Below are 24,433 nucleotides of genomic sequence, written 5' to 3'. Positions count from 1 at the left end.
GCCGTGATGCGAACGACCACGCTGCTGCTCGCGGCGGCCCTGACCGCCTTGCTCACCCCAGGAATCGCGCACGCCGCGCCCTGCTCCGGCTATGTCGGGCTGACCTTCGACGACGGCCCGTCGAACGCTCACACCCCGGCGATCCTCAATGCCCTGCGACAGAACGGGTTGCGGGCGACGATGTTCAACGAGGGCCAGTACGCCGCCGCCTACCCGGCGCAGGTCCGCGCCGAGGCCGCGGCCGGCATGTGGATCGGCAACCACAGCTACACCCACCCGCACCTGACCCAGGAGAGCCAGGCGCAGATGGACAGCGAGCTTTCCCGCACGCAGCAGGCGATCGCCGCCGCCGGCGGCGGCACGCCGTCGCTGTTCCGTCCGCCGTACGGGGAAACCAACTCGACGCTGCGGGCGGTCGAGGCCAGCCACGGCCTGACGCAGATCATCTGGGACGTCGACTCGCAGGACTGGAACGGCGCGAGCGTCGACGCCATCGTGCAGGCCAACGCCCGGCTGACCAACGGGCAGATCATCCTGATGCACGAGTGGCCCGCCAACACCCTCGCCGCGATTCCCCGTATCGCGCAGGGACTCACCAGCCGTGGCCTGTGCGCCGGGCGGATCTCGCCGCAGACCGGCCGCGCCGTCGCCCCATAACCACGTCATCCCGCCACGCATGAGGGGACCACTGTGTCCAGAACCAGCAATGTGCTCGCCGCCACCGCCGTGCTGGCCGTCGGCGGGCTGCTGCTCGCCGGCGTGACCGACCCGGCCGGCGCGGCCGGCACCGGACTCAAAACCCTGGCCGAGGCCAAGGGGATCTACTTCGGCACCGCGCTCACCCAGTCCAACCTGAGCAACGGCACCCTCACCGCCGTGGCCGGCGCCCAGTTCGACATGGTCACGCCCGGCAACGAGATGAAGTGGGACACCACCGAACCGTCCAACGGCAGCTACAACTTCGGGCCGGGCGACCAGATCGTCTCCTTCGCACAGTCGCACGGCATGCGGGTGCGCGGGCACAACCTGGTGTGGCACAGCCAGTTGCCGGGCTGGGTCAGCAGCCTGCCGAGCAACCAGGTGCAGGGCGCGATGGAGGCGCACATCACCACCGAGGCCACTCACTACAAGGGCAAGGTCTACGCCTGGGACGTGGTCAACGAGCCGTTCAACGAGGACGGCAGCCTGCGCGCCGACGCTTTCTCCAACGCGATGGGCAGCGGCTACCTCGCCGACGCGTTGCGCACCGCGCATGCCGCCGACCCGAATGCCAAGCTGTACCTGAACGACTACAACATCGAGGGCCAGAACGCCAAGAGCGACGCCATGTACCGGCTGGTGTCGCAGTTGAAGTCCCAAGGCGTGCCGATCGACGGCGTGGGGCTGGAGAGCCACTTCATCGTCGGCCAGGTGCCGTCGAGCATGCGGGCCAACATGCAGCGCTTCACCGCGCTGGGCCTCGACGTCGCCGTGACCGAGCTGGACGATCGCATCCAGCTGCCGGCCAACAGCGGCACCCTGGCCCAGCAGGCCACCGACTACGCGGCCGTGGTGAACAACTGCCTCGCGGTCAGCCGCTGTGTCGGCGTGTCCCAGTGGGGCGTCGGTGACGCCGACTCGTGGATCCCCGGGACCTTCCCGGGTCAGGGCGCTGCGACCATGTACGACAACAACTACCAGCCCAAGCCGGCCTACGATGCGACGTCGACCGCCCTCGGTGGCTCGACCACGACAACGACGACAACGACGACAACGACGACAACGACGACAACGACGACAACCACCACGACGACCTCGCCACCGCCGAACTCCACGTGCACGGTCACGGATTCGGTGAACGCCTGGAACACCGGCCTCACCGAGAGCGTCACGGTCACCAACACCGGCACCGCGGCGATCAACGGCTGGTCGTTGGCCTTCACCCTGGCCGGGGGCCAGACGGTCACCTCGGCGTGGAACGCCACGATCAGCCCGGCCGGCGGCCAGGTGACCGCGAAGAACGTGGGCTACAACGGGTCCGTGGCCCCCGGGGCCTCCGTCTCGTTCGGTTTCCAGGCCACTCACACCGGCAACACCTCCGCGCCCGGCGACTTCACCCTGAACGGAACTCGCTGCGCCTGAACGGGATCCGGCCCCGACCGTCGCGGTCGGGGCCGGTCCAGCTCAGAACGAGGCGAAGTGGGCCCGGATGCCCGCGCCGAACGCCGTGGGCGTGCCGTCGTACGAGGTGATCAGCGCCGGACCGGTCGAGCAGTCCCAGGTGTTCCAGGTCCACGCCAGGTAGGAGGCGGCGTGCCGGTCCAGCCAGCTCATCAGACCATCCACATAGGAGTGACCGCAGTCGTTCTCGCCGATCTCGCCGGCGACCAGCGGCACCTGGGCCGCCACCGGCGCGATCTGGCTGTCCCAGCAGGACGACGACGAGCAGGTGTTGAAGTTGTAGGAGTGCCAGGACGCGGCCAGGTTGTGCCGCGGGTCGGTGGGCGCGTAGGTCAGCCACTGGGAGAGGTCGTTGGTGTACGCCAGGCCGCCCACCATGATCACATTGTCGGCGCCCGCCGCCCGCACGGCGTTGACCAGGGACTGGGTGCCGGCGACGGAGTAGGTGATGCCCGGGCAGGTTCCGCCGTCGCGCAGGCAGGTCCAGCCGTTGGCGGTGGCGCGGTCCGGGTACGGCTCGTTGAACAGGTCGAACACCGTGGAGTCGTCGCCCTTGAAGGCCGTCGCGACCTGGCTCCAGAACGTCGGCGCGTACTGCGCGTCCGGCATCGGCTTCTGGCAGGTGGCGTTGACGTCCGAGCAGCCGGCGGAGTTGCCGGTGTACTGGCCATGGGTCCAGTGCAGCTCGACGATCGCGGCCAACCCGTTCTGGTGCAACAGGTTCACATAGTCCTTGATCGCCTTCTGGTACGTCGCCCCGGCGTACTGAGGCTTCACGTCGGACAGCGCCAGCCAGCAGTCCTCGTTGAGCGGCACCCGCACGGCGTTGGCGTGCCAGCTCTTGATGGCCGCGACCGACGCCGCGTCCACCGGCCCGTCGAAGATGCCGTTGCCCTGCACGCACGCGAACTCGGCGCCGGACCGGTTGACGCCGTGCAGCGTCACGGTCTTCCCGTCGGCGTCCACGAAGTGGTTGCCGGACACCTGTAGCGCCGGGGCGGGACCGTCGGGCGGTGGGGGAGGGGCGGTTCCGTTGCAGGGGCTGCCGTTGACGGCGAAGTCGGTCGGTTCGGCGTTGCTGCCGCTGTAGGCGAAGTTCGCGCCGGTGGTGACCGAGCCGCTCGGCGGCACGGTCGCGTTCCAGGGCAGGCCGGCCACCGTGACCGCCTGGCCGGACTGTGACCACGTGCCGTTCCAGCCCTGCTGGAGGGTCTGGTTGCCGGCGTAGGAGTAGGTCAGCCGCCAGCCGTTGATCGGCGAGCCGCCGAGGTTGCCGATGGTCACCGAGGCGGTGAAGCCGGCGCCCCAGTCGTTGACGGTGTAGTCGACCTTGCAGGCAGGCGTGCCGTCGGCGCCGGCGGTCGGCGCGGAGATGCCGACCAGTGCGAAGGTCGCGGCGAGCAGGGTTGTCGCGGTGGTGCCCAATCGCATTGTTGCTCCTCGGTGGCAGGGGACACCGACTGGGAGCGCTTCCAGAGTAGCGAGAGCGTAACGCTGGCACGACTGGCTGTAAACGAATCTCGGCCGTACGGCGTAAAATGGGGCCGACGAATGACGGAAGTCTGCGGTATGTGTGGTGAATGTGAGCTCGGAATCTGGCGATCAGGTTGCTTGCTCGTTACAGTCGGCTCCGACTGGAAGCGCTTCCAGAGCGATCGGTCAGCACTCCCTCAACGCCGCGAGGAGTACTCCGCACATGCCTGCAACCGCATCACCCGGCTCCCGTCGCACCCGCCTGATCTCCGGACTGTCCGCGCTCACGGCACTCGGACTCACCGCGGGCTTCCTGGTCGCCACCGGCGGCGCGGCCGCGGCCGCGACCGCCTGCAAGGTCGACTACTCGGTCAACCAGTGGAGCACCGGGTTCACCGGCTCGGTCACCGTCACCAACCTCGGCGACGCGATCGGCAACGGCTGGACCGTCGGCTGGGACTTCGCCGGCAACCAGCAGGTGCAACAGGGCTGGAGCGCCACCGTCACGCAGTCCGGCCAGCACGTCACCGCCGTCGGCCCGGATTGGGCGAAGTCCCTGGCCACCGGCGCGTCCGCGACGTTCGGCTTCAACGCCGCCTACTCCGGCACGAACGCCGCCCCTGCCTCCTTCACGCTCAACGGGACCACCTGCACGGGAACCGCGCCACCCACCACGACGACGACAACAACCACCACCACGACAACCACCACGACGACCGGCAACCCGCCGCCGCCCGGAACCCACGTCGACAACCCCTACGCCGGCGCGAAGGGCTACGTGAACCCGGACTGGTCGGGCGAGGTCACCGCCGCCGCGGCGACCACGGGCGGCACGCTCGGCGGCAAGATGGCCAAGGTGGCCACCACCTCCACGGCGGTGTGGCTGGACCGGATCGCGGCCATCGCCGGCACCGCCAACCAGCGCGGACTGCGGGCCCACCTGGACGCGGCGCTCGCGCAGGCCACCGGCGGCACTCCGGTGGTCGCCCAGTTCGTGATCTACGACCTGCCCGACCGTGACTGCGCGGCCCTGGCGTCCAACGGCGAACTCCAGGTCACCCAGGACGGTCTGAACAAGTACAAGTCGCAGTACATCGACCCGATCGCCGCGATCATGGCCGACCCGAAGTACGCCGCCCTGCGCATCGTGGCCATCGTCGAGCCGGACTCGCTGCCCAACCTGGTCACGAACACGTCGATGGCCAAGTGCGCGGAGGCCCAGTCCAGCGGCGCCTACGTGCAGGGCATCCAGTACGCGCTGAACAAGCTGCACGCGGTCAACAACGTCTACAACTACATCGACATCGCGCACTCGGCCTGGCTGGGCTGGGACAGCAACCTTCAGCCGGCGGTCAACCTGATCACGCAGACCATCAGGGGCACCACGGCCGGTGTGAACAGCGTGGACGGCTTCATCAGCGACACCGCCAACGACACGCCGGTGACCGAGCCGTACCTGACCGACCCGAACCTGACCGTCGGCGGGCAGCCGCTCAAGTCGGCCACCTTCTACCAGTGGAACCCGTACTTCGACGAGTCCCACTACGACACCGCGATGTACAACGCGTTCGTGGCGGCCGGCATGCCCAGCAGCATCGGCATGCTGATCGACACCTCCCGCAACGGCTGGGGCGGCTCGGCCCGGCCGACCGGCGCCAGCGGGTCCACCGTGGACTCCTACGTCAACTCCGGCCGGATCGACCGGCGGCTGGCCCGCGGCAACTGGTGCAACCAGGACGGCGCCGGCCTCGGCCAGCGACCCACCGCCAGCCCCGCGCCGCACTTCGACGCCTACGTGTGGATCAAGCCGCCGGGTGAGTCGGACGGGGCCAGCACGTCGATCCCGAACGACGAGGGCAAGGGCGCGGACCCGATGTGCGACCCGACGTTCCACGGCAGCCAGCAGGCCAACGGCGGCAACCTGACCGGGGCCCTGCCCAACGCGCCGCTGTCCGGGCACTGGTTCCAGGACCAGTTCGCGCAACTGGTGACCAACGCCTATCCGCCCGTGCAGTAGAGACCGCTCCCGCCCCGGGCGGCCCCCGGGGCGGGAGTTTCCATTCCCGGAAAGGAATCCCTGCGCATGCGTCGACGACTGCGGGTCGCCCTCGGCACCGCGGCGGCGCTGATCGCCGCCATGATCACCCCGACAACCCCCGCCAACGCGGCGGCCGTGGCCTGCACGGTCGTCTACACCACCAACGACTGGTCCAACGGCTTCACCGCCAACGTCGCACTGACCAACAACGGCCCGGCGCTGACCAGCTGGTCGCTGGGCTGGACGTTCCTGGACGGCCAGCAGATCCAGCAGGGCTGGAACGCCACGGTCACCCAGTCCGGCGCCAAGGTCACGGCGAACAGCCTGAGCTACAACGGAAACCTGCCGACGGGTGCGTCCACGTCCTTCGGCTTCAACGCCAGCAAGGGCTCGGCCAACCGGCCGCCCACGGACTTCGCCGTGAACGGCACCGCGTGCACCGGGGCGAACCAGGCCCCGACGGTGTCGCTGACCTCGCCGAAGTCCACCGACTCCTACAACGCGCCGGCGACGATTCCGCTGGCCGCCACGGCGTCGGACAGCGACGGCACGATCAGCAAGGTCGAGTTCTACGCCGGCGACACGCTGCTGGCCACCGACACCACCGCGCCGTACGCCGGCAGCTGGACGACCGTGCCCGCCGGCACGTATTCCATCACCGCCAAGGCGTATGACGACAAGGGCGCGTCGACCTCCAGCAGCCCGGTGTCGGTGAAGGTGTTGTCCGGACCGACGATCGTGGCCTCGCCGGCGGCGGTCAACGTCAAACAGGGCTCGACGGCCACCTTCGGCGTGAGCCTGGCCAGCGCCCCGACCGGCAACGTCACGGTCGGCGTCGCCAGGACCTCCGGCAGCGCCGACCTCACCGCGTCCCCGAGCAGCCTGACGTTCACGCCGTCGAACTGGCAGACCGCGCAGAACGTCACCGTCACCTCGGCCGACAACGGGGGCGACCTCGGCTCCGCGGTGTTCACCGCGACGTCCACCGGGTACGCGGCCGGCACGGTCACCGTGACCGAGGTCTCGAAGTCCACTTCGGACTATCAGGTGGAGTTCCTCAAGGAGTACAACAAGATCAAGGATCCGAACAGCGGCTACTTCCGCAAGTTCGGCAACCTGCTGGTGCCCTACCACTCGGTGGAGACGCTGATGGTGGAGGCCCCGGACTACGGGCACGAGACCACCTCCGAGGCGTTCAGCTACTACCTGTGGCTGGAGGCCTCCTACGGCCGGATCACCCAGGACTGGGCCCCGTTCAACGCGGCCTGGACCTCGCTGGAGACCTTCGCCATCCCGTCGGACGCCGACCAGCCGACCAACTCCGGCTACAACGCCAGCAAGCCGGCGACCTACGCGGCGGAGTACCCGAGCCCGACCAAGTACCCGTCGCAGCTGCAGTCCGGTGTGGCGGTCGGCAGCGACCCGATCGCCGGCGAGCTGAAGTCCACCTACGGCACCAGCAGTGTCTACGGCATGCACTGGCTGTTCGACGTGGACAACATCTACGGCTTCGGCCACTGCGAGGACGGCACCAACACCACGCCGGCCTTCATCAACACCTTCCAGCGCGGCTCGCAGGAGTCCGTGTGGGAGACCGTCACGCAGCCGTCCTGCGACATGATGAAGTACGGTGGCAAGAACGGCTATCTGGACCTGTTCACCGGGGATTCCAGCTACGCCAAGCAGTGGAAGTACACCGACGCGCCGGACGCCGACGCCCGCGCCGTGCAGGTGGCCTACCAGGCCGAGCAGTGGGCCAAGGCCCAGGGCAAGTCCTCGGCCGTCGCCGACGTCGTCAAGAAGGCGTCCAAGATGGGCGACTACCTGCGCTACTCGCTGTTCGACAAGTACTTCAAGAAGATCGGCAACTGCGTCGGCCCGAGCACCTGCCCGGCCGGCAGCGGCAAGGACAGCGAGCACTACCTGATCTCCTGGTACTACGCCTGGGGCGGCTCGGCCGACACCTCCAACGCGTGGGCGTGGCGGATCGGCGACGGCGCGGCGCATCAGGGCTACCAGAACCCCCTGGCGGCGTACGCGCTGTCGACCGACCCGGGTCTGAAGCCGCTGTCGGCGACCGGCTCCAGCGACTGGGCGACCAGCCTGGGCCGGCAGCTGGAGTTCCTGCAGTGGCTGCAGTCCAGCGAGGGCGGCATCGCCGGTGGCGCCACCAACAGCTGGGACGGCCAGTACGGCACGCCGCCGTCCGGCGACCCGACCTTCTACGGCATGTACTACGACCAGCAGCCGGTCTGGCACGACCCGCCGAGCAACCAGTGGTTCGGCTTCCAGACCTGGGGCATGGAGCGGGTCGCCGAGTACTACCAGACGACGAAGGACCCGCGGGCCAAGAAGGTGCTGGACAAGTGGGTGCCGTGGGCGATCGCCAACACCACCGTCGGCGCCGGGGGCTCGTTCCAGATCCCGTCCGACCTGACCTGGACCGGCGCCCCGGACACGTGGAACGCCACCAGCCCGGGCGGCAACACCGGGCTGCACGTGGCCGTGAAGAACTACACCCAGGACGTCGGTGTGGCCGGTTCGCTGGCCAAGACGCTGATGTACTACGCGGCCGGCTCCGGTGACACGAAGTCGAGGACCGTGGCCGAAGGGCTGCTGACGGCGCTGACCGCGCACGAGGACAGCCTGGGCATCGCGGTGCCCGAGACCCGCACCGACTACAACCGCTTCGACGACACCTACGACGCGGCCGCGGACCAGGGCCTGTACGTGCCGCCGGGCTGGACCGGGACGATGCCCAACGGCGACCCGATCAACTCGAACTCCACGTTCCTGTCGATCCGGTCCTTCTACAAGAACGACCCGGACTGGTCCAAGGTCCAGTCCTACCTGAACGGCGGGCCCGCGCCCACGTTCACCTACCACCGGTTCTGGGCGCAGTCGGACATCGCGACCGCGTTCGCCGTCCACGTCGAACTGTTCGGATGAGGTAGGCATGAAGCGATGGCTCGCTGCCGTCGCCGCCGCGGTCGGGCTCGCCGTCGTCACGGTGAGCCCGGCCCCAGCGGCGCCCAGCAGCACTGATGCCGGCACCGGTAGTGGCTACTACCACACGGTCGGCTCGCAGATCGTCGACTCGACCGGCGCGCCGGTCCGGATGACCGGCCTGAACTGGTTCGGCGCGGAGACCGCCAACTACACCTTCCACGGCCTGTGGTCGCGCAACTACAAGGACATGGTCGACCAGATGGCGTCCCTGGGCTACAACACCGTCCGGGTGCCGTACTCCGACCAGCTGTTCGACCCCGGCTCCACGCCCAACAGCATCGACGCCAACTCCAACCCGGAGCTGATCGGCCTGTCCGGCATCCAGGTCCTGGACAAGGTGATCGACTACATCGGCCGCAAGGGCATGCGGGTGGTGCTCGACCAGCACCGTCCGGACAGCGGTGCGCAGTCGCCGCTGTGGTACACCGCGCAGTACCCGGAGAGCCGCTGGCTCTCCGACTGGACCATGCTCGCCCAGCGGTACAAGGGAAATCCGACCGTGGTCGGCATGGATCTGCACAACGAGCCGCACACGATCCAGGGTGGTGGCGGCGCCTGCTGGGGGTGCGGCGCCACCGCCACGGACTGGCGGCTGGCCGCCGAGCGGGGCGGCAACGCCATCCTCGCGGTCAACCCGGACGTGCTGATCATCGTCGAGGGCATCGACTGCGTGTCCGGCACGGGCGATCCGCAGTGCGGCTGGTGGGGCGGCAACCTCTCGGCCGCCGCCCAGTACCCCGTTCGACTGTCCAAACCGGACAAGCTGGTCTACTCGGCGCACGAGTACGCCACGTCGGTGTTCCATCAGACCTGGTTCGACGACCCGACGTTCCCGGCGAACATGCCGGCGCTGTGGGACCACTTCTTCGGCTACCTGGTCAAGCAGCACATCGCGCCGGTGCTCGTCGGCGAGTTCGGCAGCACCCTGTCCGATCCGAAGGACAAGGTGTGGCTGCAGAACCTGTTGGCGTACATGGGAACCGGGCCGACCGGGATGAGCTTCACGTACTGGTCGTGGAACCCGGACTCCGGCGACACCGGCGGGATCCTGAAAGACGACTGGAAGACCGTCGACCAGAACAAGCAGTCGATCCTCCAGCCGTACCTGATTCCGCCGGTCGGGGGCGGAGGCGGCTCCACCCCGCCGCCGCCACCGGCCTCCTGCACGGTGGCCTATCACGTGGACAGCAGTTGGAGCACCGGCTTCAACGCCACCGTCACGCTGAAGGACACCGGCAGTTCGCCGCTGACCAACTGGAGCCTGGCCTGGACCGAGCCCGGCGGCGTGCAGATCGTCAACGGCTGGAACGCGACGGTGAGCCAGAGCGGCCCGACCGTCACCGCGAAGGCCCCGGCGTGGGCGCCGACCCTGGCCGCCGGGGCCAGCGCGTCGATCGGCTTCCAGGCCAACGGATCCTCCTCGGCACAACCGACCGGTTACGCCGTCGACGGCACCACCTGCGAGGTGAACTGACGTGAAGATGTGGAAGTCGCTCGCCGTGCTGGCGGCGAGCCTGGGCCTGGTGCTGCTGGGGGCGGGACCCGCCTCGGCGCACGGCGCGATGATGAAACCGGGCAGCCGCACGTTCCTGTGCTGGCAGGACGGGCTCAGCTCGACCGGCCAGATCGTGCCGCAGAACCCCGCCTGCTCGGCGGCCGTGTCCGTCAGCGGCGCGAACTCCCTGTACAACTGGTTCGCCGTGCTGCGTTCCGACGGGGCCGGCCGCACCCGCGGCTTCATCCCCGACGGCAAGCTGTGCAGCGGCGGCAACCCCAACTACGCCGGCTTCGACCAGGTCGGCGACTGGCCGATCACCCATCTCACGGCCGGCGCGAACTTCGACTTCGCCTACAACGCCTGGGCGGCCCATCCCGGCTGGTTCTACACCTACGTCACCAAGGACGGCTGGGATCCGAGCAAGCCGCTGACCTGGGACGAGTTGGAGGACCAGCCGTTCCTCAGCGTCGACCACCCGCCGGTGACCGGGCAGGTCGGCACCGTGAACGGCCAGTACGACTGGTCCGGGGCCCTGCCGGCGAACAAGACCGGCCGGCACATCATCTACTCGGTGTGGAAGCGGTCCGACAGCACCGAGACCTTCTACGGCTGCTCGGACGTCACCTTCGACGGCGGGCACGGCGAGGTCACCGGCGTCAAGGACGCGCCACCGCCACCGCCGCCCGGCGACGGCGACCACGGCTGCATGGCCGAGTTCGACATCACCAACCAGTGGAGCGGCGGCTACCAGGCCACCGTCCAGGTGATGAACCACGGCACCGCGCCGATCAACGGCTGGACCGTCAGCTGGACGCAGCCGGCGGGGCAGACGGTGGGCAGCGTGTGGAACGGGACGATGACGCAGGCCGGCTCGCTCACGGTGGTCCGCAACGCGGACTGGAACCGGACCGTGCCGGCCGACGGCTCGACCACGTTCGGGCTCACCATGAACGTGACCGGGTCCAATCCCGCTCAGCCCACGGTGAACTGCTCCTCGCCGTGACGAGACCGACGCCCCCGGCACCCCGGCCGGGGGCGTCACCTCGACGCTGTCACTTCGGATTCAGGCCCCGGTCGTGCAGCCAGGCCAGCTGCGTGGCCGGGTTGGAGCCATAGCCGCCACCGTGGTCGGCGAAGGGCCAGACGGTCATGGTGCGATCCGCGCCCGTGTAGTTGTTGAAGGCGGCGTAGACGGTGGAGGGCGGGCAGATCGGGTCCATCAGGCCGACGCTGAACAGCGCCGGCGCCGTCGCCCGCGCCGCGAAGTGCACACCGTCGAAATAGGACAGTGTGGCGAAGGCCGGCACCACATTGTGCCGGCTGTGCCAACGCAGGTACTTGGCCAGTTCCACATACGGCCCTTCGCCGGTGATCTCCACCGCATGGCGGAAGTGGCACAGGAACGGCACATCCGGCATCACCGCGGCCACGCGGTCCGGCGCCAACCCGGCGACGGCCAGTGCGAGACCGCCGCCCTGGCTGCCGCCCGCGATGATCACCCGATCCGAATCCAGGCCCGGCAGTTGCGGGACTGCGTCCACGGCGCGGACGCAGTCGGTCATCAGGCGCCGGTAGTAGTAGTGGTCGGGGGAGTCGATGCCGCGGGTCATGAAGCCCCCGGCCCACTGCGTGCCGTCGCCCTCGCCGCGGTCCGGGGTGTCGTGCCCCTGTCCGCGGCTGTCGACGACGAGCTGGGCGTACCCGGCGGCGGACCACAGCAGGTGGTCGGTCGGCAGCCCGCGGCCGCCGCTGTAGCCGATGCACGTGACGACGACCGGCAGCGGACCGTTCGCGTCGCGGGGGCGCAGCAGCCATGCCGCCACTGGTTCGCCGTTCCAGCCCGGGAAATGCACGTCGTCCACCTCGACGGTGCGCAGCCGATGCTGGTCGGTGACCCGGTCGGCTTTGACGGCCCCGCCGTGGGCACGCGCCTCGGCGAGCGTGCGGTTCCAGAAGCCATCGAAATCCCGCGGCGCCGGGATCGTGGGGCGGTAGTCCACGAGTCCGTCGAGAGGGGAGTCGGTCAAAGGCATTGAGTTCCTCAGCTGGCCGAAGTGAACCGGAAGGCGGTGAGGCGGAAGTCACCGTGCAGGGTCAGTCGGAGATCGTGGACGCCGGCCAGCGGCGCCGGCAGCTCGGCGGCCACGGTCGACCATGCGTAGCGGCCGCCGGTCACCGGCACCTCGATCTCCGCCACGAGCCGGTCGCCGATGCGGAATTCCAGGCAGGCCAGGCCCGAGCCGGCGTTCTCCCGGCTGACCTCGGCCTCGACCCGGACTGCGTCGGACAGATCGGTGGAGTGGAACCACAGCGTCCCGGCTCCGGCGACCGCGTCGCCGGTTTCGCGAGTGGCGTCGACGATGGTGATGTCCGCGTAGTCGTCGAAGTCGACGCCCAGGATGCGGCGATCCACGACACGCCGGGGCCCGGGAGCCGGGCCGCTCACCGCGAGCGGCGCGGTGAGCACGACATCACCGGCGGAACGGGCGACCAGCACCTCGTACCCGCCGGGATCGGCCGTGAAGGCGTTGGTGGCGACGTCCCAGTGGGCCAGCGCCTCGGCCGGCAGGTGGAAGGTCAGCTCGCGGCTCTGGCCGGGGTCGAGCCGGACCTTGCGGAAGTCGGCCAGTCGCAGGTGCGGCGCCTGGTAGCGGGCATCCAGGGCACGGACGTAGAGCTGGACCACCTCGCTGCCGGCCCGGGAACCGGCGTTGGCCAGCGTCACCGCGACGTCCACGGAACCGTGCTGCCCCATGACTTCGCTGGACAGGCGGAGCTCGCGGTAGGCGAAGTCGGTGTAGGACAGACCGTGGCCGAAGGGATACAGCGGGGTTGCCCGGTGGTACTGGTACGTCCAGCCCGCCTTGACGATGTCGTAGTCGAGGGAGTCCGGGAGCTCGTCGTCGCCCCGGTACCAGGTCTGCGGCAGCCGGCCGGCCGGGTCGGCCTGGCCCAGCAGGACGGCGGCCAGCGCGCTGCCTGATTCCTGCCCGCCGTGGGACATCCACACCACGGCGGGCAGGTGCTCGTGTGCCCAGTCCAGGGCGAAGGGGTAGCTGCTCATCACGACCAGCGCCGTTTCCGGGCGGACCTCGGCGACGGCGCGCAGCAGCGCCTCCTGGCCCGCGGGCAGGGCGATCCCCGCGCGGTCCTGCGTCTCGCGGCCGTTGACGAGCGGGTGGTTGCCCAGCACGACCACCGCGACATCGGCCGCCTCCGCCGCGGCCCGTGCCTCCGCGATGCCGTCGCGCAGCAGTTCACGGTGCCAGCGCTCGGCGTCCGCCGGCGTCTCGGCCGTGACGGTGACCCGGCCGTCGCCGTCCACGGCGGCATAGCGTCCAGTGAGGACACTGCGCAGCAACACGGCGTCGCCATCCCGCTCCAGACGGAAGGTTTCGCGCACCTCCCAGCTCTTGAGCAGCTCCTTGTCGGCGGCGAGCGTGGAGTCGTCCCGCAGGCTCAGGTAGCGGCCCGTGTCGGCGTCGCGCAGGGTCAGGGCCTCACCGCCCCAGTCGACGACGTCGAAGGTGCCGAGCGGCTCGCCGGACGTGCTCGACCGCAACGTGATCCGGTCCGATCCGTCCACACAGGACACATCGTCGAGCTCCGCGCGCAGGCCGTCGGCCACGGTGATCCGGTACGGCAGGGTGCCGCTGTACCAGTCCTCGCACAGCATGTCCGCGAGTGGGCCGATCACCGCGACCCGTGGCGCGGCAAGGGGCAGCAGGCCGTCGTTGCGCAGCAGCACGATGGATTCGACCGTCGACCGCCGGGCCAGGTCCCGGTGCTCGGCGCAGTCGATCACCTCCGGCCCGATGCCCGCGTACGGGTCGAGGTCCGGGTCGAACTCGCCGAGCCGGAACCGGATCGACAGCTGTCGCCGCACGGCTCGGTCCACATCGGACTCGTCGATCAGGCCGCGCCGCAACGCCTCACGCAGCCGGCCGATCGGCACGCCGCTGTCGTCGCCGTGGTCGGTGAAGCTGTCGATGCCGGCCTTGAGCGCGGCGGCGTGGGACTCGGCGTGGTCGTCGAAGTAGTGCTCCGGGTCGACCAGGTTGGACGGCGCCTCGGCGTCGCTGACCACGAACAGCTCCTGGTCGGCCCAGCCGCGGAGGGTCTCGATGAGCGGGGTGACGTGGCAGGGGCGCCCGTTGACCAGGTTGTACGCGGCCATGGCGCCGGTGGCCGCACCGGATTCGACCACCGGCCGGAAGGCGGCGAGGTCGTACTCGTGCAGCACCCGCGGCCGCACGCCGGAGGAGGTGGTGCAGCGGTCGTCCTCGTTGTTGTAGGCCAGGAAGTGCTTGAGCACCGGCGCGGTGCGCAGGTACCGCGGGTCGTCACCGGTGAGGCCGCGGCAGTAGGCGATCGCCAGGCGCGCGGTGTGCACCGGATCCTCGGAGTAGCCCTCTTCGTTGCGTCCCCAGCGCGGGTCACGCAGCAGGTTCACCACCGGCGCCCATGCCTGCAGGCTGTGCGGCCCGTCGCCGACCAGGGGTGGGCGGTGGTGGTGGAAGGCCCGCTGCTCGACCGACACGGCTTCGGCGACGGCGCGCAGCAGCTCCTCGTCCCACGTCGCGCCCAGGCCCACGGCCTGCGGGAACACCGTCGCCGGTCCGAGCCAGGCGACGCCGTGCAGGGCCTCGGTCCCGGTGCGGAACGCACCGAGCCCGAGCCGGGGCACCGCCGGCGCGTACTGGTGGAGCATCGCGATCCGCTCGTCGGGCGTGAGCCGGTCGACGAGATCGTCGATGCGCTTGTCCAGCGGTAGCGCCGAGTCACGGAAAAGCAGGCGGTCGGTAGTGGGCACGGCCGGGGAACTCACGTGGCAAACCCCTCGTCGCAAACCGGAATTTAAGCGGTTCGAACCGTGACATGCGGCCGCGACGCTGTCAACGCCGCTGGTAGTGGGTTTTTCGGACTCATCGAAATGGTTGTCGAACGCGGATGTGTGTCGCTAGTCTCACCGTCAATTCAAGCGCTTCGACACTTCAACGCAGAAGGATCGCCGCCACCATGGGTAACGAGTTGAGCCGCAGACACTTCCTGGGTGCCGCCGCCGCCATCGCGGGGACCGCGGCGGCGACGCCGCTGCTGTCCGCCTGTGGCGACGGCGCGCAGCAGACCACCGGCGCGAACAGCGAGGCCGGCCTGAAGGCCGCGCTGCCCGCCTACGTGCCGAACACGCCGGTCAAGCCGGACATCCCGTCGGTGGCGGGCGGACCGGACGTGCTGACCGATCCCGGCTTCCTCAGCTACCCGGCCAACCCGGTCGCCACCGTCTCCGGCAAGCCGGGCAAGGGCGGCAGCTACACCGCGGTCACGCCGCTGTGGGGCACCGTGCCGACCGCCGACAACTCCTTCTACCAGGCCATGAACGCGGCGCTGGGCGTCACCCTCGCGATGAAGCCGGCCGACGGCAACAACTACGCCACGATCATCCCGACCATGACCGCGGCCCGGAAGCTGCCGGACTGGATCCAGCTGCCGAGCTGGTGGAACCCGAACTTCAACGTCGGCGAGCTGGCCGGCACGCAGCTGGCTGACCTGACGCCGTACCTGGCCGGCGACAAGGTCAAGAAGTACCCGAACCTGGCGGCGATTCCCAGCGGCGCGTGGCGGGCCGGCGCGTGGGGCGACAAGCTGTACGGCATCCCATCGTTCTCCAGCGGCTTCGCCGTCGCCGGTGTCGTCTTCCACCGCCGCGATGTGCTGGAGGCCAAGGGCATCACCGCCGACCAGGTGCGCTCCGCGGCCGACCTGATGAACCTGGGCAAGGAGCTCACCAACGCCAAGGCCGGCGTGTGGGCCTTCGACGACGTGTGGACGTACATGTTTCCGTCGTGGAACCTCCCGCTGAAGTGGGCGGTCGACGGCGGCAAGCTGGTGCACAAGTACGAGATGCCGGCGTTCCTGGACGCGATGGAGTGGCACTACACGCTGGCGACGTCCGGGTACCTGCACCCGGACGCGATCGCCGGCGACAACGCGAACGCCGTCACCCGTTTCTATGCCGGCAAGACGCTGATCGGGGGCGGCGGCGCCGGCGCGTGGAACCTGGCCGACCACCAGTCCGGCGTCGCCGCGAACCCGAACTACCGCCGCGGCGCGTTCAACGCGCTCGCCGCCGACGGGAAGTCCGCGCCGCGCATCTTCCTCGGCGCGTCCACCAGCGAGATCAGCTACCTGAACGCGAACCTGAAGCCGGCGCAGATCGAGGAGCTGCTGGCGGTCGCGAACTACCTGGCCGCGCCCTACGGCACCGCCGAGTACACGATGGTCAACTTCGGGGTGGAGGGGCAGCACTACACCCGGCAGAACGGCGTGCCGACGGCCACCGACGAGGGCAAGAAGGACGTGCAGGCCCAGACCTTCCCGTTCCTGGCCTCGCCGTCGGCGGTGGTCAGCAACCCGGGCGGCGACGTCGTCACCAAGGACTACACCTCCTGGCAGATCGCCAACGTGAAGGCCTTGACCAAGCCGGTGTTCTGGAACATGAACATCACCATGCCGCAGTGGGCGTCCACCGCCGACGCGGCGCAGGCCGTCGAGGACACCGTGAAGGACTGCTACCACGGCAAGAAGAAGGTCTCGGACGTGCAGGCGGCCATCAGCACCTGGAAGTCCAGCGGCGGCGACCGGCTCAAGCAGTGGATGACCGACAACGTGCTGAACAAGTACGGCACGGGCCAGTGAGCACCAGCTCGATGAGCTCCGGTCCGATGAGCACCGGCCGGCCGCGGTTGAGCCGGCTGACCCGGCTGCGGCGCGACCGGTCGCTGCTGCTGATGACCGTGCCCGCGGTCGTGCTGCTGCTGGTGTTCAACTACGCGCCGCTTTTCGGGCTGGTGACGGCGTTCCAGGAGTACGACCCGCTGATCGGCGTGTGGCACAGCGGCTGGGTCGGGCTGGAGCAGTTCGGCCAGCTGCTCGGCGACCCGCTGTTCTGGGAGTCGACGGTCAACACGCTCTACCTGAGCTTCGTGCAGCTGGTGCTGTTCTTCCCGATCCCCATCGCGCTGGCCCTGCTGCTCAACTCGGTGCTGTCCGAGCGGCTGCGCAACTTCGTGCAGTCCGTGGTCTACCTGCCGCACTTCTTCTCGTGGGTGCTGGCCATCACGATCTTCCAGCAGATGCTGGGCGGCGCCGGCGTGCTCAACCAGTTCCTGCGTGGCCACGACATCGGCACCTGGGATGTCATGACCAACCCGCACACCTTCGCGCTGCTGGTCACCTCCCAGGCGATCTGGAAGGAAGCCGGCTGGAGCATCATCGTGTTCCTGGCCGCGCTGGCCGCGATCAACACCGACCTGTACGAGGCGGCCGCGGCGGACGGGGCGGGGCGGTGGCGGCGGATGTGGCACATCACCCTGCCGGGCCTGCGCGGCGTGGTCGTGCTGATGCTGGTGCTGCGGCTGGGCAACGCCCTGTCGGTGGGCTTCGAGCAGTTCCTCGTCCAGCGCGACGCCGTGGGCCACGACGCGGCCGACGTGCTGGACACCTTCTCCTTCTACTACGGCATCGCCACCGGCAACTACAGCTACGGCGCGGCGGCGGGTCTGTTCAAGAGCATCATCTCGCTGCTGCTCATCTGGGGCGCGAACAAGCTGGCGCACGCCTTCGGCGAGGACGGGTTGTACCGAAAATGACGATGACGATCGAACGCGGTCCGACGACGTCCGCCGCGCCCCGGGCCGTGGCGCGGCGCGGGAACCGGGCGCCGTGGGAGGAACCGCCGACCACGGTCGGCCAGGCCGCCAAGGGGCTGACCCTCGGCACGATGCTGGCGGTGGTCGTGGTGCCGCTGTGGATCATCGTGGTGACCAGCCTGTCCACGCCGGGCGCGGTCAATCGCGCCGGTGGCCTGGTGATCTGGCCGGACGGGCTGACGCTGGAGCCGTACCGGGAGATGCTCGGCGATCCGACCGTGCGCACATCGCTGCTGGTCAGCCTGGGTATCACCCTGGTCGGCACCCTGGTGTCGATGGCGGTGTCGGTGCTGTGCGCCTACGGCCTGTCCCGGCCCCGCTCGCTGGGGCACCGGTTCCTGTTGTTCCTGCTGATCGTCACCATGTTCGTCAGCGGTGGCCTGATCCCCAGTTTCCTGGTGGTGACCGGCCTCGGCGGCTACGACCAGTGGTGGGCGCTGATCCTGCCCAGCGCCGTCTCCGTGTTCAACATCCTGGTGCTGCGGTCGTTCTACTCGAGCACCTCGGCCGACCTGGTCGACGCGGCGCGGATGGACGGCGCGGGGGAGTGGCGGATCCTGTGGTCGGTGGTGCTGCCGACCTCGCGGGCGGTGACCGCGGTGATCGCGCTGTTCTACGCGGTCGGCTACTGGAACTCCTTCTTCAACGTGATGCTGTACATGCCGACCGACAGCGCCAAGTGGCCGCTGCAGTACGTGCTGCTGACGTTCGTCAACCGCGGCAACGGGCTGCCGGGCTCGGTCAACTCCGGTTTCGGCAGCACCCACGCCCAGACCGCGCCGCTGTCGCTGCAGATGGCGGTGGTGGTGTTGACCCTGGTGCCGCTGCTGATCGTGTATCCATTCGTGCAGAAGCACTTCCGCGCCGGTGTGCTCACCGGCGCGATCAAAGGCTGACCCGAGGAAGCAGGAGCACCACCGATGGCGACACTCGCCGATGTGGCCAAGCACGCGGGCGTCTCGGCCAGCACCGTCAGCTACGTGCTCAGCGGCAAGCGCTCGATCTCCGAGCAGACCCGCCGCCGGGTCGAGCAGTCCGTCATCGAGCTGGGCTACCACCCCAACGCCGGCGCTCGCGCGCTGGCCGCCCGCCGCTCGCACATCGTCGCCCTGGTGGTGCCGCTGCGTGCGGACGTGTACGTGCCGATCATGATGGAGATCGCCATCTCGGTCACCATGGCGGCCCGCCGGCACGGCTACGACGTGCTGCTGATCACCAACGACGAGGGCGTCGACGGGGTGCGGCGGGTCGCGGCCAGCGGGCTGGCCGACGGCGTGATCCTGATGGACGTCGAGCTGGACGACGAGCGCATTCCGGCATTACGGGCCCAGGGCACGCAGGCCGCGCTCATCGGACTGCCCGACAACACGGCCGGCCTTTCCTGTGTGGACCACGACTTCACCGCCGCGGGCGCGCTGTGCGCGGATCACCTGGCCGACCTCGGCCACCGCGAGATCGCGTTCATCGGCTACGGCGCGGGCGTCTACCACCGGCATGCCGGCTACGCCGAGCGCACGCTGACCGGCTTCCGCACCCGGGCCGATCAGCGCGGCCTGCGGTTCCTGCACCGGTCCTGCGAGGGCACCTACGAGAGCACGGCCGGCACGCTGGCCCGGATCCTGGCCGACCGTCCGGACACCACCGGTTTCGTGGTGCAGAACGAAGGCGCGATCGGCCCACTGCTCAACCTGCTGCGCGGAATGGGCCGCACGGTGCCGGAGGACGCCTCGGTGGTGGCGCTGTGCCCGGAGCAGCTGGCGGAGCAGTACTCGCCCCGGCTCACCGCGGTGACCGGGCCGACCAAGCAACTCGGCCGCGTCGCCGTCGAACAGGTGCTGGGCCGGATCGCCGCCGCCGGCCGCGGCGACCGGCCCGGCGACGAACTCGTCCTGCTCACCCCCGTCCTGACCGTCCGCGAGAGCACCGGCCCCGCCCCGCGCTAGAGCCGCACCGCAAGACCGTGCCGGGCGCACGGTCTGGTTCCGCGCGCCCTGAACAAGGAGCACCACATGCACTTCCGCGACCTCGGCGACGCCCTCGAATGGCGGGCCCACGGCGAGACCCTGCGCATCGAGCCCTGGGGGCCCGACGCCGTCCGGGTCCGGGTCGCCTACGGCGGACCGCTCGTCGACGACCTACCCGGCGCCCTACTGGCCGCCCCACCGCACGGCGGCAAGGCGGAGATCTCCGTCAACGAGCACTACGCCGCTGGCCAACGGCGCCTTATCACGAGTGGGGGGGTATGCAAGATAGCACTCGTTTCTATATTGCTAGGGGTACGCAACGTTCGGTGCGATCCACGAGTTCAAGCCACACAACCTAAGCAGTAGTGGAAGGGTGGTAGAATGAAACTTTCATTCTGCTGGTTTTCTTAGCTTCGAACCTAGGTATTATAGGTCATCACATTAGACTCAGAACTTCCTTCCTGCGCACCGAGGACGGCAGTGAGCTGCTGGCCGAGCAGCCCGCCCACTTCTGGTGGCCCGGCCCCCGCCTGGCCACCGCCACCGGCAACGGCTACCACCGCCTCGAACAGCGTTTCCAGGCCTACCCCGGCGAGCGGCTGTACGGGCTGGGCCAGCACACCCACGGCCGGCTCGACCAGAAGGGCGCGGTTGTCGACCTCGTCCAGCGCAACGGGGAAGTGACCATCCCGCTGCTGGTTTCCGACCGCGGCTACGGGCTGCTGTGGAACTCGCCGGCCATCGGCCGCGTGGAGCTGGCCGAGACCGGCACCCGCTGGGTCGCCGACAGCGCCCGCCAGATCGACTACTGGATCACCGCCGGCCGGCCCGCCGACGTGCTCCGCCGCTACGCCGACGCGACCGGCCACGCCCCCGAGCTTCCCGAGTGGGCGGCCGGGTTCTGGCAGTGCAAGCTGCGCTACCGCACGCAGGAGGAGCTGCTGGAGGTAGCCCGCGAGTACAAGCGCCGCGGCCTGCCGCTGTCGGTGATCGTCAGCGACTTCTTCCACTGGACGCATCTGGGCGAGTGGCGCTTCGACCCGGCCGAATGGCCCGATCCGGCGGCCATGGTCCGCGAGCTGGACGAGCTGGGCGTGAAGCTGATGGTGTCGGTGTGGCCGTCGGTCTCGCCGGGTAGCGACAACTTCCACCCGATGCTGGACCGGGGCCTGTTCATCGGCTCCGAGTACGGTCCGGTCGCGCACGCCGACTGGCCGGACAAGGGCCTCGGCGCCTACTCCGCGCAGGTCGCCTTCTACGACGCCACCAACCCCGAGGCCCGGGACTACGTCTGGGAGCAGATCCGCCGCGGCTACCACGAGCTCGGCGTCAAGGTCTTCTGGCTGGACGCGTCCGAGCCGGAACTCAAGCCCGGCCACCAGAACGGCCTGCGCTACCACGCCGGTCCCGGCCTGGAGGTGGGCAACCTCTACCCGCGGGAGAACGCCCGCATGGTGCACGACGGCCTGCGGGCGGCGGGGGAGACCGAGATCGTCTCGCTCAACCGCTCGTCATGGGCCGGCGCGCAGCGCTACGGGGCGGCGCTGTGGTCCGGCGACATCGGCACGGACTTCGCGTCGCTGCGCACGCAGATCAAGGCCGGACTGAACGTGATGATGTCCGGGATCCCTTGGTGGACAACGGACATCGGCGGCTTCCATGGCGGCGACCCGGACGACCCGGCCTACCGCGAGGTGCTGGTGCGGTGGTTCCAGTACGGGACCTTCTGCCCGCTGTTCCGCCTGCACGGCTTCCGCGGCCCGTCCCAGGTCCTCGAACCGGCGATGACCGGCCTGCCCAACGAGGTCTGGTCCTACGGCGACGAGGCCTACGAGATCCTCGCCGAGCACATGAGGCTGCGCGAGCGCCTTCTGCCGTACGTCATGGCCCAGATGCGGGCCGCCGCCGATACCGGCCTTCCGCCGATGCGCCCGCTGTTCCTGGAATTCCCGGACGACCCGGGGGCATGGCTCGTCGAGGACGCCTTCCTGCTCGGCCCCGACCTGCTCGTCGCGCCGGTCACGGCGGCCGGCGTCCGGGACCGGGCCGTGTATCTGCCCGGTGGCGCGCGTTGGACGGACGCGTGGACGGGGGCGGAGCACGAGGGCGGCCAGATGGTCACCGTGGCCGCTCCGATCGACCGGATCCCGTTGTTCCTGCGCGATGACGCCCGGCTGCCGATTCGGGTGGAGTCATGACGACGCGGCGTCTGGTGCGGCGGCTCGGCGGGCTGGCGTTCGGCGGGGACTACAACCCCGAGCAGTGGGACAAGGCCGTGTGGGAGGAGGACGACGAGCTGATGCGCCGGGCCGGGGTCAACCTGGCCACGGTCGGCGTCTTCTCCTGGGCCCTGCTGGAGCCGACGGAGGGCCACTTCGACTTCGGCTGGCTCGACGCCCACCTGGATCGCCTGCACGCCAACGGGATTGCCGTCGACCTCGCCACGCCCACGGCATCCCCGCCGCCGTGGTTCACGCTGGCCCACCCGGACGCGCTGCCGGTGAGTTCCGACGGCACGAAGCTGGTGCACGGCAGCCGTGACACCTACTGCCTGGCCGCCCCGGCCTACCGGGGCGCTGCCCGGCGGGTCGCCCTGGCGCTGGCCGAGCGCTACGGCGACCACCCCGCGGTGGCGATGTGGCACGTCCACAACGAGTACATGACCCTGTGCTGGTGCGACCACGTCGCGGCGTCGTTCCGCGTGTGGCTGCACGCCCGACACGGCTCGCTCGACGCGCTGAACGAGGCGTGGGGCACGGCCTTCTGGAGCCAGCACTACACGAGCTGGGACCAGGTGCTCCCGCCGCGTGCGACGCAGTGGCACCACAATCCCGCGCAGACACTGGACTTCAGCCGGTTTTGGTCCGACGAGGCCCTCGCCGCCTACGTCGACCAGCGCGACGCCATCCGGGCCCACAGCGACCGGCCGGTGACCACCAACCTGATGGTGCCCGGCTATCAGAACCTCGACCTGTGGGCGTTCGGCCGGGAGGTCGACGTCGTGACCATCGACCACTATCCGATCGCGCCCGGCGTCGACGCGGCCGCCGACACCGCGTTCGGGGGAGACCGCGCCCGGTCGTTCGGCGGCGGCCGGCCGTGGCTGTTGATGGAACAGGGCACGAACACCGTCTACGCCGGCGATCGGGTGCTGGCCAAGGAACCGGGCGAGATCCTGCGGCACAGCCTCGGCCACGTCGCGCACGGCTCGGACGGGGCGCTGTTCTTCCAGTGGCGGCAGTCCCGTGCCGGCGCCGAGATGTGGCATTCGGCGATGGTGCCGCACGCCGGCGCGGACAGCCGCATCTTCCGCGAGGTGACGGCGCTGGGTTCGGCCCTCGGCCGGCTCGGGGAGCTGGCGGGGTCGACCGTGCGGGCGGAAGTGGCCGTGCTGCACGATTCCGACTCGTGGTGGGCCATGAACAGCGACGGCCTGCCGTCGGCGGAGCTCGACTACCTCGGCGCGCTGCGCCGTGCGCACCGAGCGCTGTGGGATGCCGGCGTCACCACGGATTTCGCCCGTCCCGACGACGAACTGAGCCGGTACCGACTGGTGCTGGCACCGGCGTTGTTCCTGCTTTCCGATGCCAGCGCGGAAAACCTGCGCCGCTACGTCGCCGGCGGCGGCACGTTGCTGGTCCAGCACTTCAGCGGCGTTGTCGACGCCCGCCTGCACGCCCGCCTCGGTGGCTATCCCGCCGCGCCTCTGCGTGCGGCGTTGGGCATCCGCGTCGATGAGTACCGTCCTCTGGGCCGTGGCGAGCAGGTCGTCCTCTCCGACGGCTCGCACGGCACGGCCTGGAGCGAATCCGTGCGCCTCGACGGGGCGGAGGCCGTCGCCACGTACACCGGCGGCATGCTGGCCGGCGGCGCGGCGCTCACCCGGCATCGCTTCGGCGACGGCCACGGCTGGTACCTGTCCACCCGGCTCGACGACGCGAACTACGCCGTGCTGGTCGACCGGCTGCTGGCCGGGACCGGCGTCGGGCCGGATCTGCCGGACCTGCCGTTCGGCGTCGAAGCCGTCACCAGGCACGCCCAGGACGGCCGGCGGTGGCTCATCGTGCTCAACCACACCGCCGATGTCGTGCCCCTGCCGGCGCCCGGCCACGACCTGCTCACCGATGCGACGGCGCATGAGCTGCCGCCCGGCGGTTGCGTCGTGCTGCGTCTGCCCTGAGTTCTCCGGCCCGGCTCGCGAGAAAGGCTGCCGTGACCAACACGATCCACTGGGGCCACAACGCCCTGGAAGTCGAGCTCGGCATCGACGAGGACAACGCCGTGCGCCTCAGCCTGCCGGGAGGCGAACAGGCCGCCGCGCCGCTGCCGTTGGTGGAGGTCACGGCGGCCGGCCACGGGCGGCGCTGGTCGAGCGATCGACTGGTGGACACGGCCATCGGCGCACGGCTGCGGTACCGGACGCACAGCGCCTTCCGTGACGGCGACTGGCATGTGCTGACGGTCGATCTGCACGACCCGCTCACGGGCCTGGCGGCGCAGGTGGTGTTCCGGTCCCCGGACGGGATTCCCGTGCTGCGCGGCGAGGTCGTGCTGCGCAACGAGGGGGAGTCCACCCTGC

16 protein-coding genes and 1 pseudogene are annotated in these 24,433 nt (G+C 69.8%); 14 read left to right on the top strand and 3 right to left on the bottom strand.

Translation table 11 applies throughout. The annotated features are described in order from the left end of the window. Positions 1-6 precede the first annotated feature (6 nt). On the top strand, positions 7-657 hold the full coding sequence (locus KUTG_RS57950) for a polysaccharide deacetylase family protein (RefSeq protein ID WP_043714909.1): 651 nt from the start codon (positions 7-9) through the stop codon (positions 655-657). Between the two features lie 33 nt (positions 658-690). Further along, a complete protein-coding gene (locus KUTG_RS03725; protein WP_043714907.1) occupies positions 691-2,121 on the top strand; it encodes an endo-1,4-beta-xylanase in 1,431 nt (476 codons plus the stop codon). A 42-nt stretch (positions 2,122-2,163) separates the two neighbouring features. On the opposite strand, the gene KUTG_RS03720 is transcribed toward KUTG_RS03725, so the two are convergent. After that, positions 2,164-3,591, bottom strand: a complete 1,428-nt coding sequence (locus tag KUTG_RS03720; RefSeq protein WP_084578858.1) for a cellulase family glycosylhydrolase — start codon at positions 3,589-3,591, stop codon at positions 2,164-2,166. Between the two features lie 265 nt (positions 3,592-3,856). On the opposite strand from KUTG_RS03720, the gene KUTG_RS03715 reads away from it, so the two are divergent. The 4 genes from KUTG_RS03715 (at position 3,857) to KUTG_RS03700 (ending at position 11,181) form a co-directional block, all read left to right on the top strand. After that, positions 3,857-5,650, top strand: coding sequence for a glycoside hydrolase family 6 protein (locus KUTG_RS03715; protein ID WP_052393874.1), 1,794 nt, complete (start codon positions 3,857-3,859; stop codon positions 5,648-5,650). 66 nt (positions 5,651-5,716) lie between these two features. Beyond that, on the top strand, positions 5,717-8,620 hold the full coding sequence (locus tag KUTG_RS03710) for a glycoside hydrolase family 48 protein (RefSeq protein WP_043714905.1): 2,904 nt from the start codon (positions 5,717-5,719) through the stop codon (positions 8,618-8,620). A 7-nt stretch (positions 8,621-8,627) separates the two neighbouring features. Then, complete coding sequence (locus tag KUTG_RS03705) at positions 8,628-10,154, top strand: cellulase family glycosylhydrolase (protein WP_043714903.1); 1,527 nt, start codon at positions 8,628-8,630, stop codon at positions 10,152-10,154. Between the two features lie 7 nt (positions 10,155-10,161). Further along, positions 10,162-11,181, top strand: coding sequence for a lytic polysaccharide monooxygenase auxiliary activity family 9 protein (locus KUTG_RS03700; RefSeq protein WP_043728155.1), 1,020 nt, complete (start codon positions 10,162-10,164; stop codon positions 11,179-11,181). A gap of 49 nt (positions 11,182-11,230) precedes the next feature. Here the strand turns inward: KUTG_RS03700 and KUTG_RS03695 are convergent, their stop codons facing one another. Then, positions 11,231-12,205: an acetylxylan esterase gene (locus KUTG_RS03695; protein ID WP_304413662.1), complete on the bottom strand. Its 975-nt coding sequence runs from the start codon at positions 12,203-12,205 to the stop codon at positions 11,231-11,233. 14 nt (positions 12,206-12,219) lie between these two features. Beyond that, positions 12,220-15,006, bottom strand: a complete 2,787-nt coding sequence (locus tag KUTG_RS03690) for a glycoside hydrolase family 3 protein (RefSeq protein ID WP_063753477.1) — start codon at positions 15,004-15,006, stop codon at positions 12,220-12,222. 191 nt (positions 15,007-15,197) lie between these two features. Here KUTG_RS03690 and KUTG_RS03685 point away from each other — a divergent pair, with 191 nt between their 5' ends. From KUTG_RS03685 to KUTG_RS60685, 8 genes and pseudogenes are all read left to right on the top strand, one after another. Continuing rightward, a complete protein-coding gene (locus tag KUTG_RS03685; RefSeq protein ID WP_043714898.1) occupies positions 15,198-16,877 on the top strand; it encodes an ABC transporter substrate-binding protein in 1,680 nt (559 codons plus the stop codon). 11 nt (positions 16,878-16,888) lie between these two features. Then, positions 16,889-17,830, top strand: a complete 942-nt coding sequence (locus KUTG_RS03680; RefSeq protein ID WP_084580976.1) for an ABC transporter permease — start codon at positions 16,889-16,891, stop codon at positions 17,828-17,830. Positions 17,831-17,832: 2 nt separating this feature from the next. Then, complete coding sequence (locus KUTG_RS03675; RefSeq protein ID WP_157494309.1) at positions 17,833-18,786, top strand: carbohydrate ABC transporter permease; 954 nt, start codon at positions 17,833-17,835, stop codon at positions 18,784-18,786. A gap of 24 nt (positions 18,787-18,810) precedes the next feature. Further along, positions 18,811-19,833, top strand: coding sequence for a LacI family DNA-binding transcriptional regulator (locus KUTG_RS03670; RefSeq protein ID WP_043714895.1), 1,023 nt, complete (start codon positions 18,811-18,813; stop codon positions 19,831-19,833). Between the two features lie 413 nt (positions 19,834-20,246). Beyond that, positions 20,247-20,534 (top strand): annotated as a pseudogene (locus KUTG_RS65915) (hypothetical protein); the annotation flags it as partial. Next, positions 20,535-22,052: a glycoside hydrolase family 31 protein gene (locus KUTG_RS03665; protein WP_232240641.1), complete on the top strand. Its 1,518-nt coding sequence runs from the start codon at positions 20,535-20,537 to the stop codon at positions 22,050-22,052. Further along, on the top strand, positions 22,049-24,034 hold the full coding sequence (locus KUTG_RS03660) for a beta-galactosidase (RefSeq protein ID WP_043714893.1): 1,986 nt from the start codon (positions 22,049-22,051) through the stop codon (positions 24,032-24,034). Before KUTG_RS03665 ends, KUTG_RS03660 begins: the two co-directional genes overlap by 4 nt. Positions 24,035-24,066: 32 nt before the next feature. Further along, positions 24,067-24,433: hypothetical protein (locus tag KUTG_RS60685; protein ID WP_043714891.1), on the top strand; the 367-nt coding region annotated here is incomplete at its 3' end.

The organism is Kutzneria sp. 744 (assembly GCF_000568255.1).
Classification (GTDB): domain Bacteria; phylum Actinomycetota; class Actinomycetes; order Mycobacteriales; family Pseudonocardiaceae; genus Kutzneria.
The sequence above is the reverse complement of the archived record's forward strand: the minus strand, read 5'-3'. Positions and strand labels throughout refer to the sequence as shown.

What these genes read in the sequence shown, in the direction of transcription:
- KUTG_RS03680 (WP_084580976.1), top strand. Translation starts at nt 16,889, where the DNA reads ATGAGCTCCGGTCCGATGAGCACCGGCCGGCCGCGGTTGAGCCGGCTG.
- KUTG_RS03660 (WP_043714893.1), top strand. Translation starts at nt 22,049, where the DNA reads ATGACGACGCGGCGTCTGGTGCGGCGGCTCGGCGGGCTGGCGTTCGGC.
- KUTG_RS03685 (WP_043714898.1), top strand. Translation starts at nt 15,198, where the DNA reads ATGGGTAACGAGTTGAGCCGCAGACACTTCCTGGGTGCCGCCGCCGCC.
- KUTG_RS03675 (WP_157494309.1), top strand. Translation starts at nt 17,833, where the DNA reads ATGACGATCGAACGCGGTCCGACGACGTCCGCCGCGCCCCGGGCCGTG.
- KUTG_RS03705 (WP_043714903.1), top strand. Translation starts at nt 8,628, where the DNA reads ATGAAGCGATGGCTCGCTGCCGTCGCCGCCGCGGTCGGGCTCGCCGTC.
- KUTG_RS03710 (WP_043714905.1), top strand. Translation starts at nt 5,717, where the DNA reads ATGCGTCGACGACTGCGGGTCGCCCTCGGCACCGCGGCGGCGCTGATC.
- KUTG_RS03670 (WP_043714895.1), top strand. Translation starts at nt 18,811, where the DNA reads ATGGCGACACTCGCCGATGTGGCCAAGCACGCGGGCGTCTCGGCCAGC.
- KUTG_RS57950 (WP_043714909.1), top strand. Translation starts at nt 7, where the DNA reads ATGCGAACGACCACGCTGCTGCTCGCGGCGGCCCTGACCGCCTTGCTC.
- KUTG_RS03715 (WP_052393874.1), top strand. Translation starts at nt 3,857, where the DNA reads ATGCCTGCAACCGCATCACCCGGCTCCCGTCGCACCCGCCTGATCTCC.
- KUTG_RS03700 (WP_043728155.1), top strand. Translation starts at nt 10,162, where the DNA reads ATGTGGAAGTCGCTCGCCGTGCTGGCGGCGAGCCTGGGCCTGGTGCTG.
- KUTG_RS03720 (WP_084578858.1), bottom strand. Translation starts at nt 3,591, where the DNA reads ATGCGATTGGGCACCACCGCGACAACCCTGCTCGCCGCGACCTTCGCA.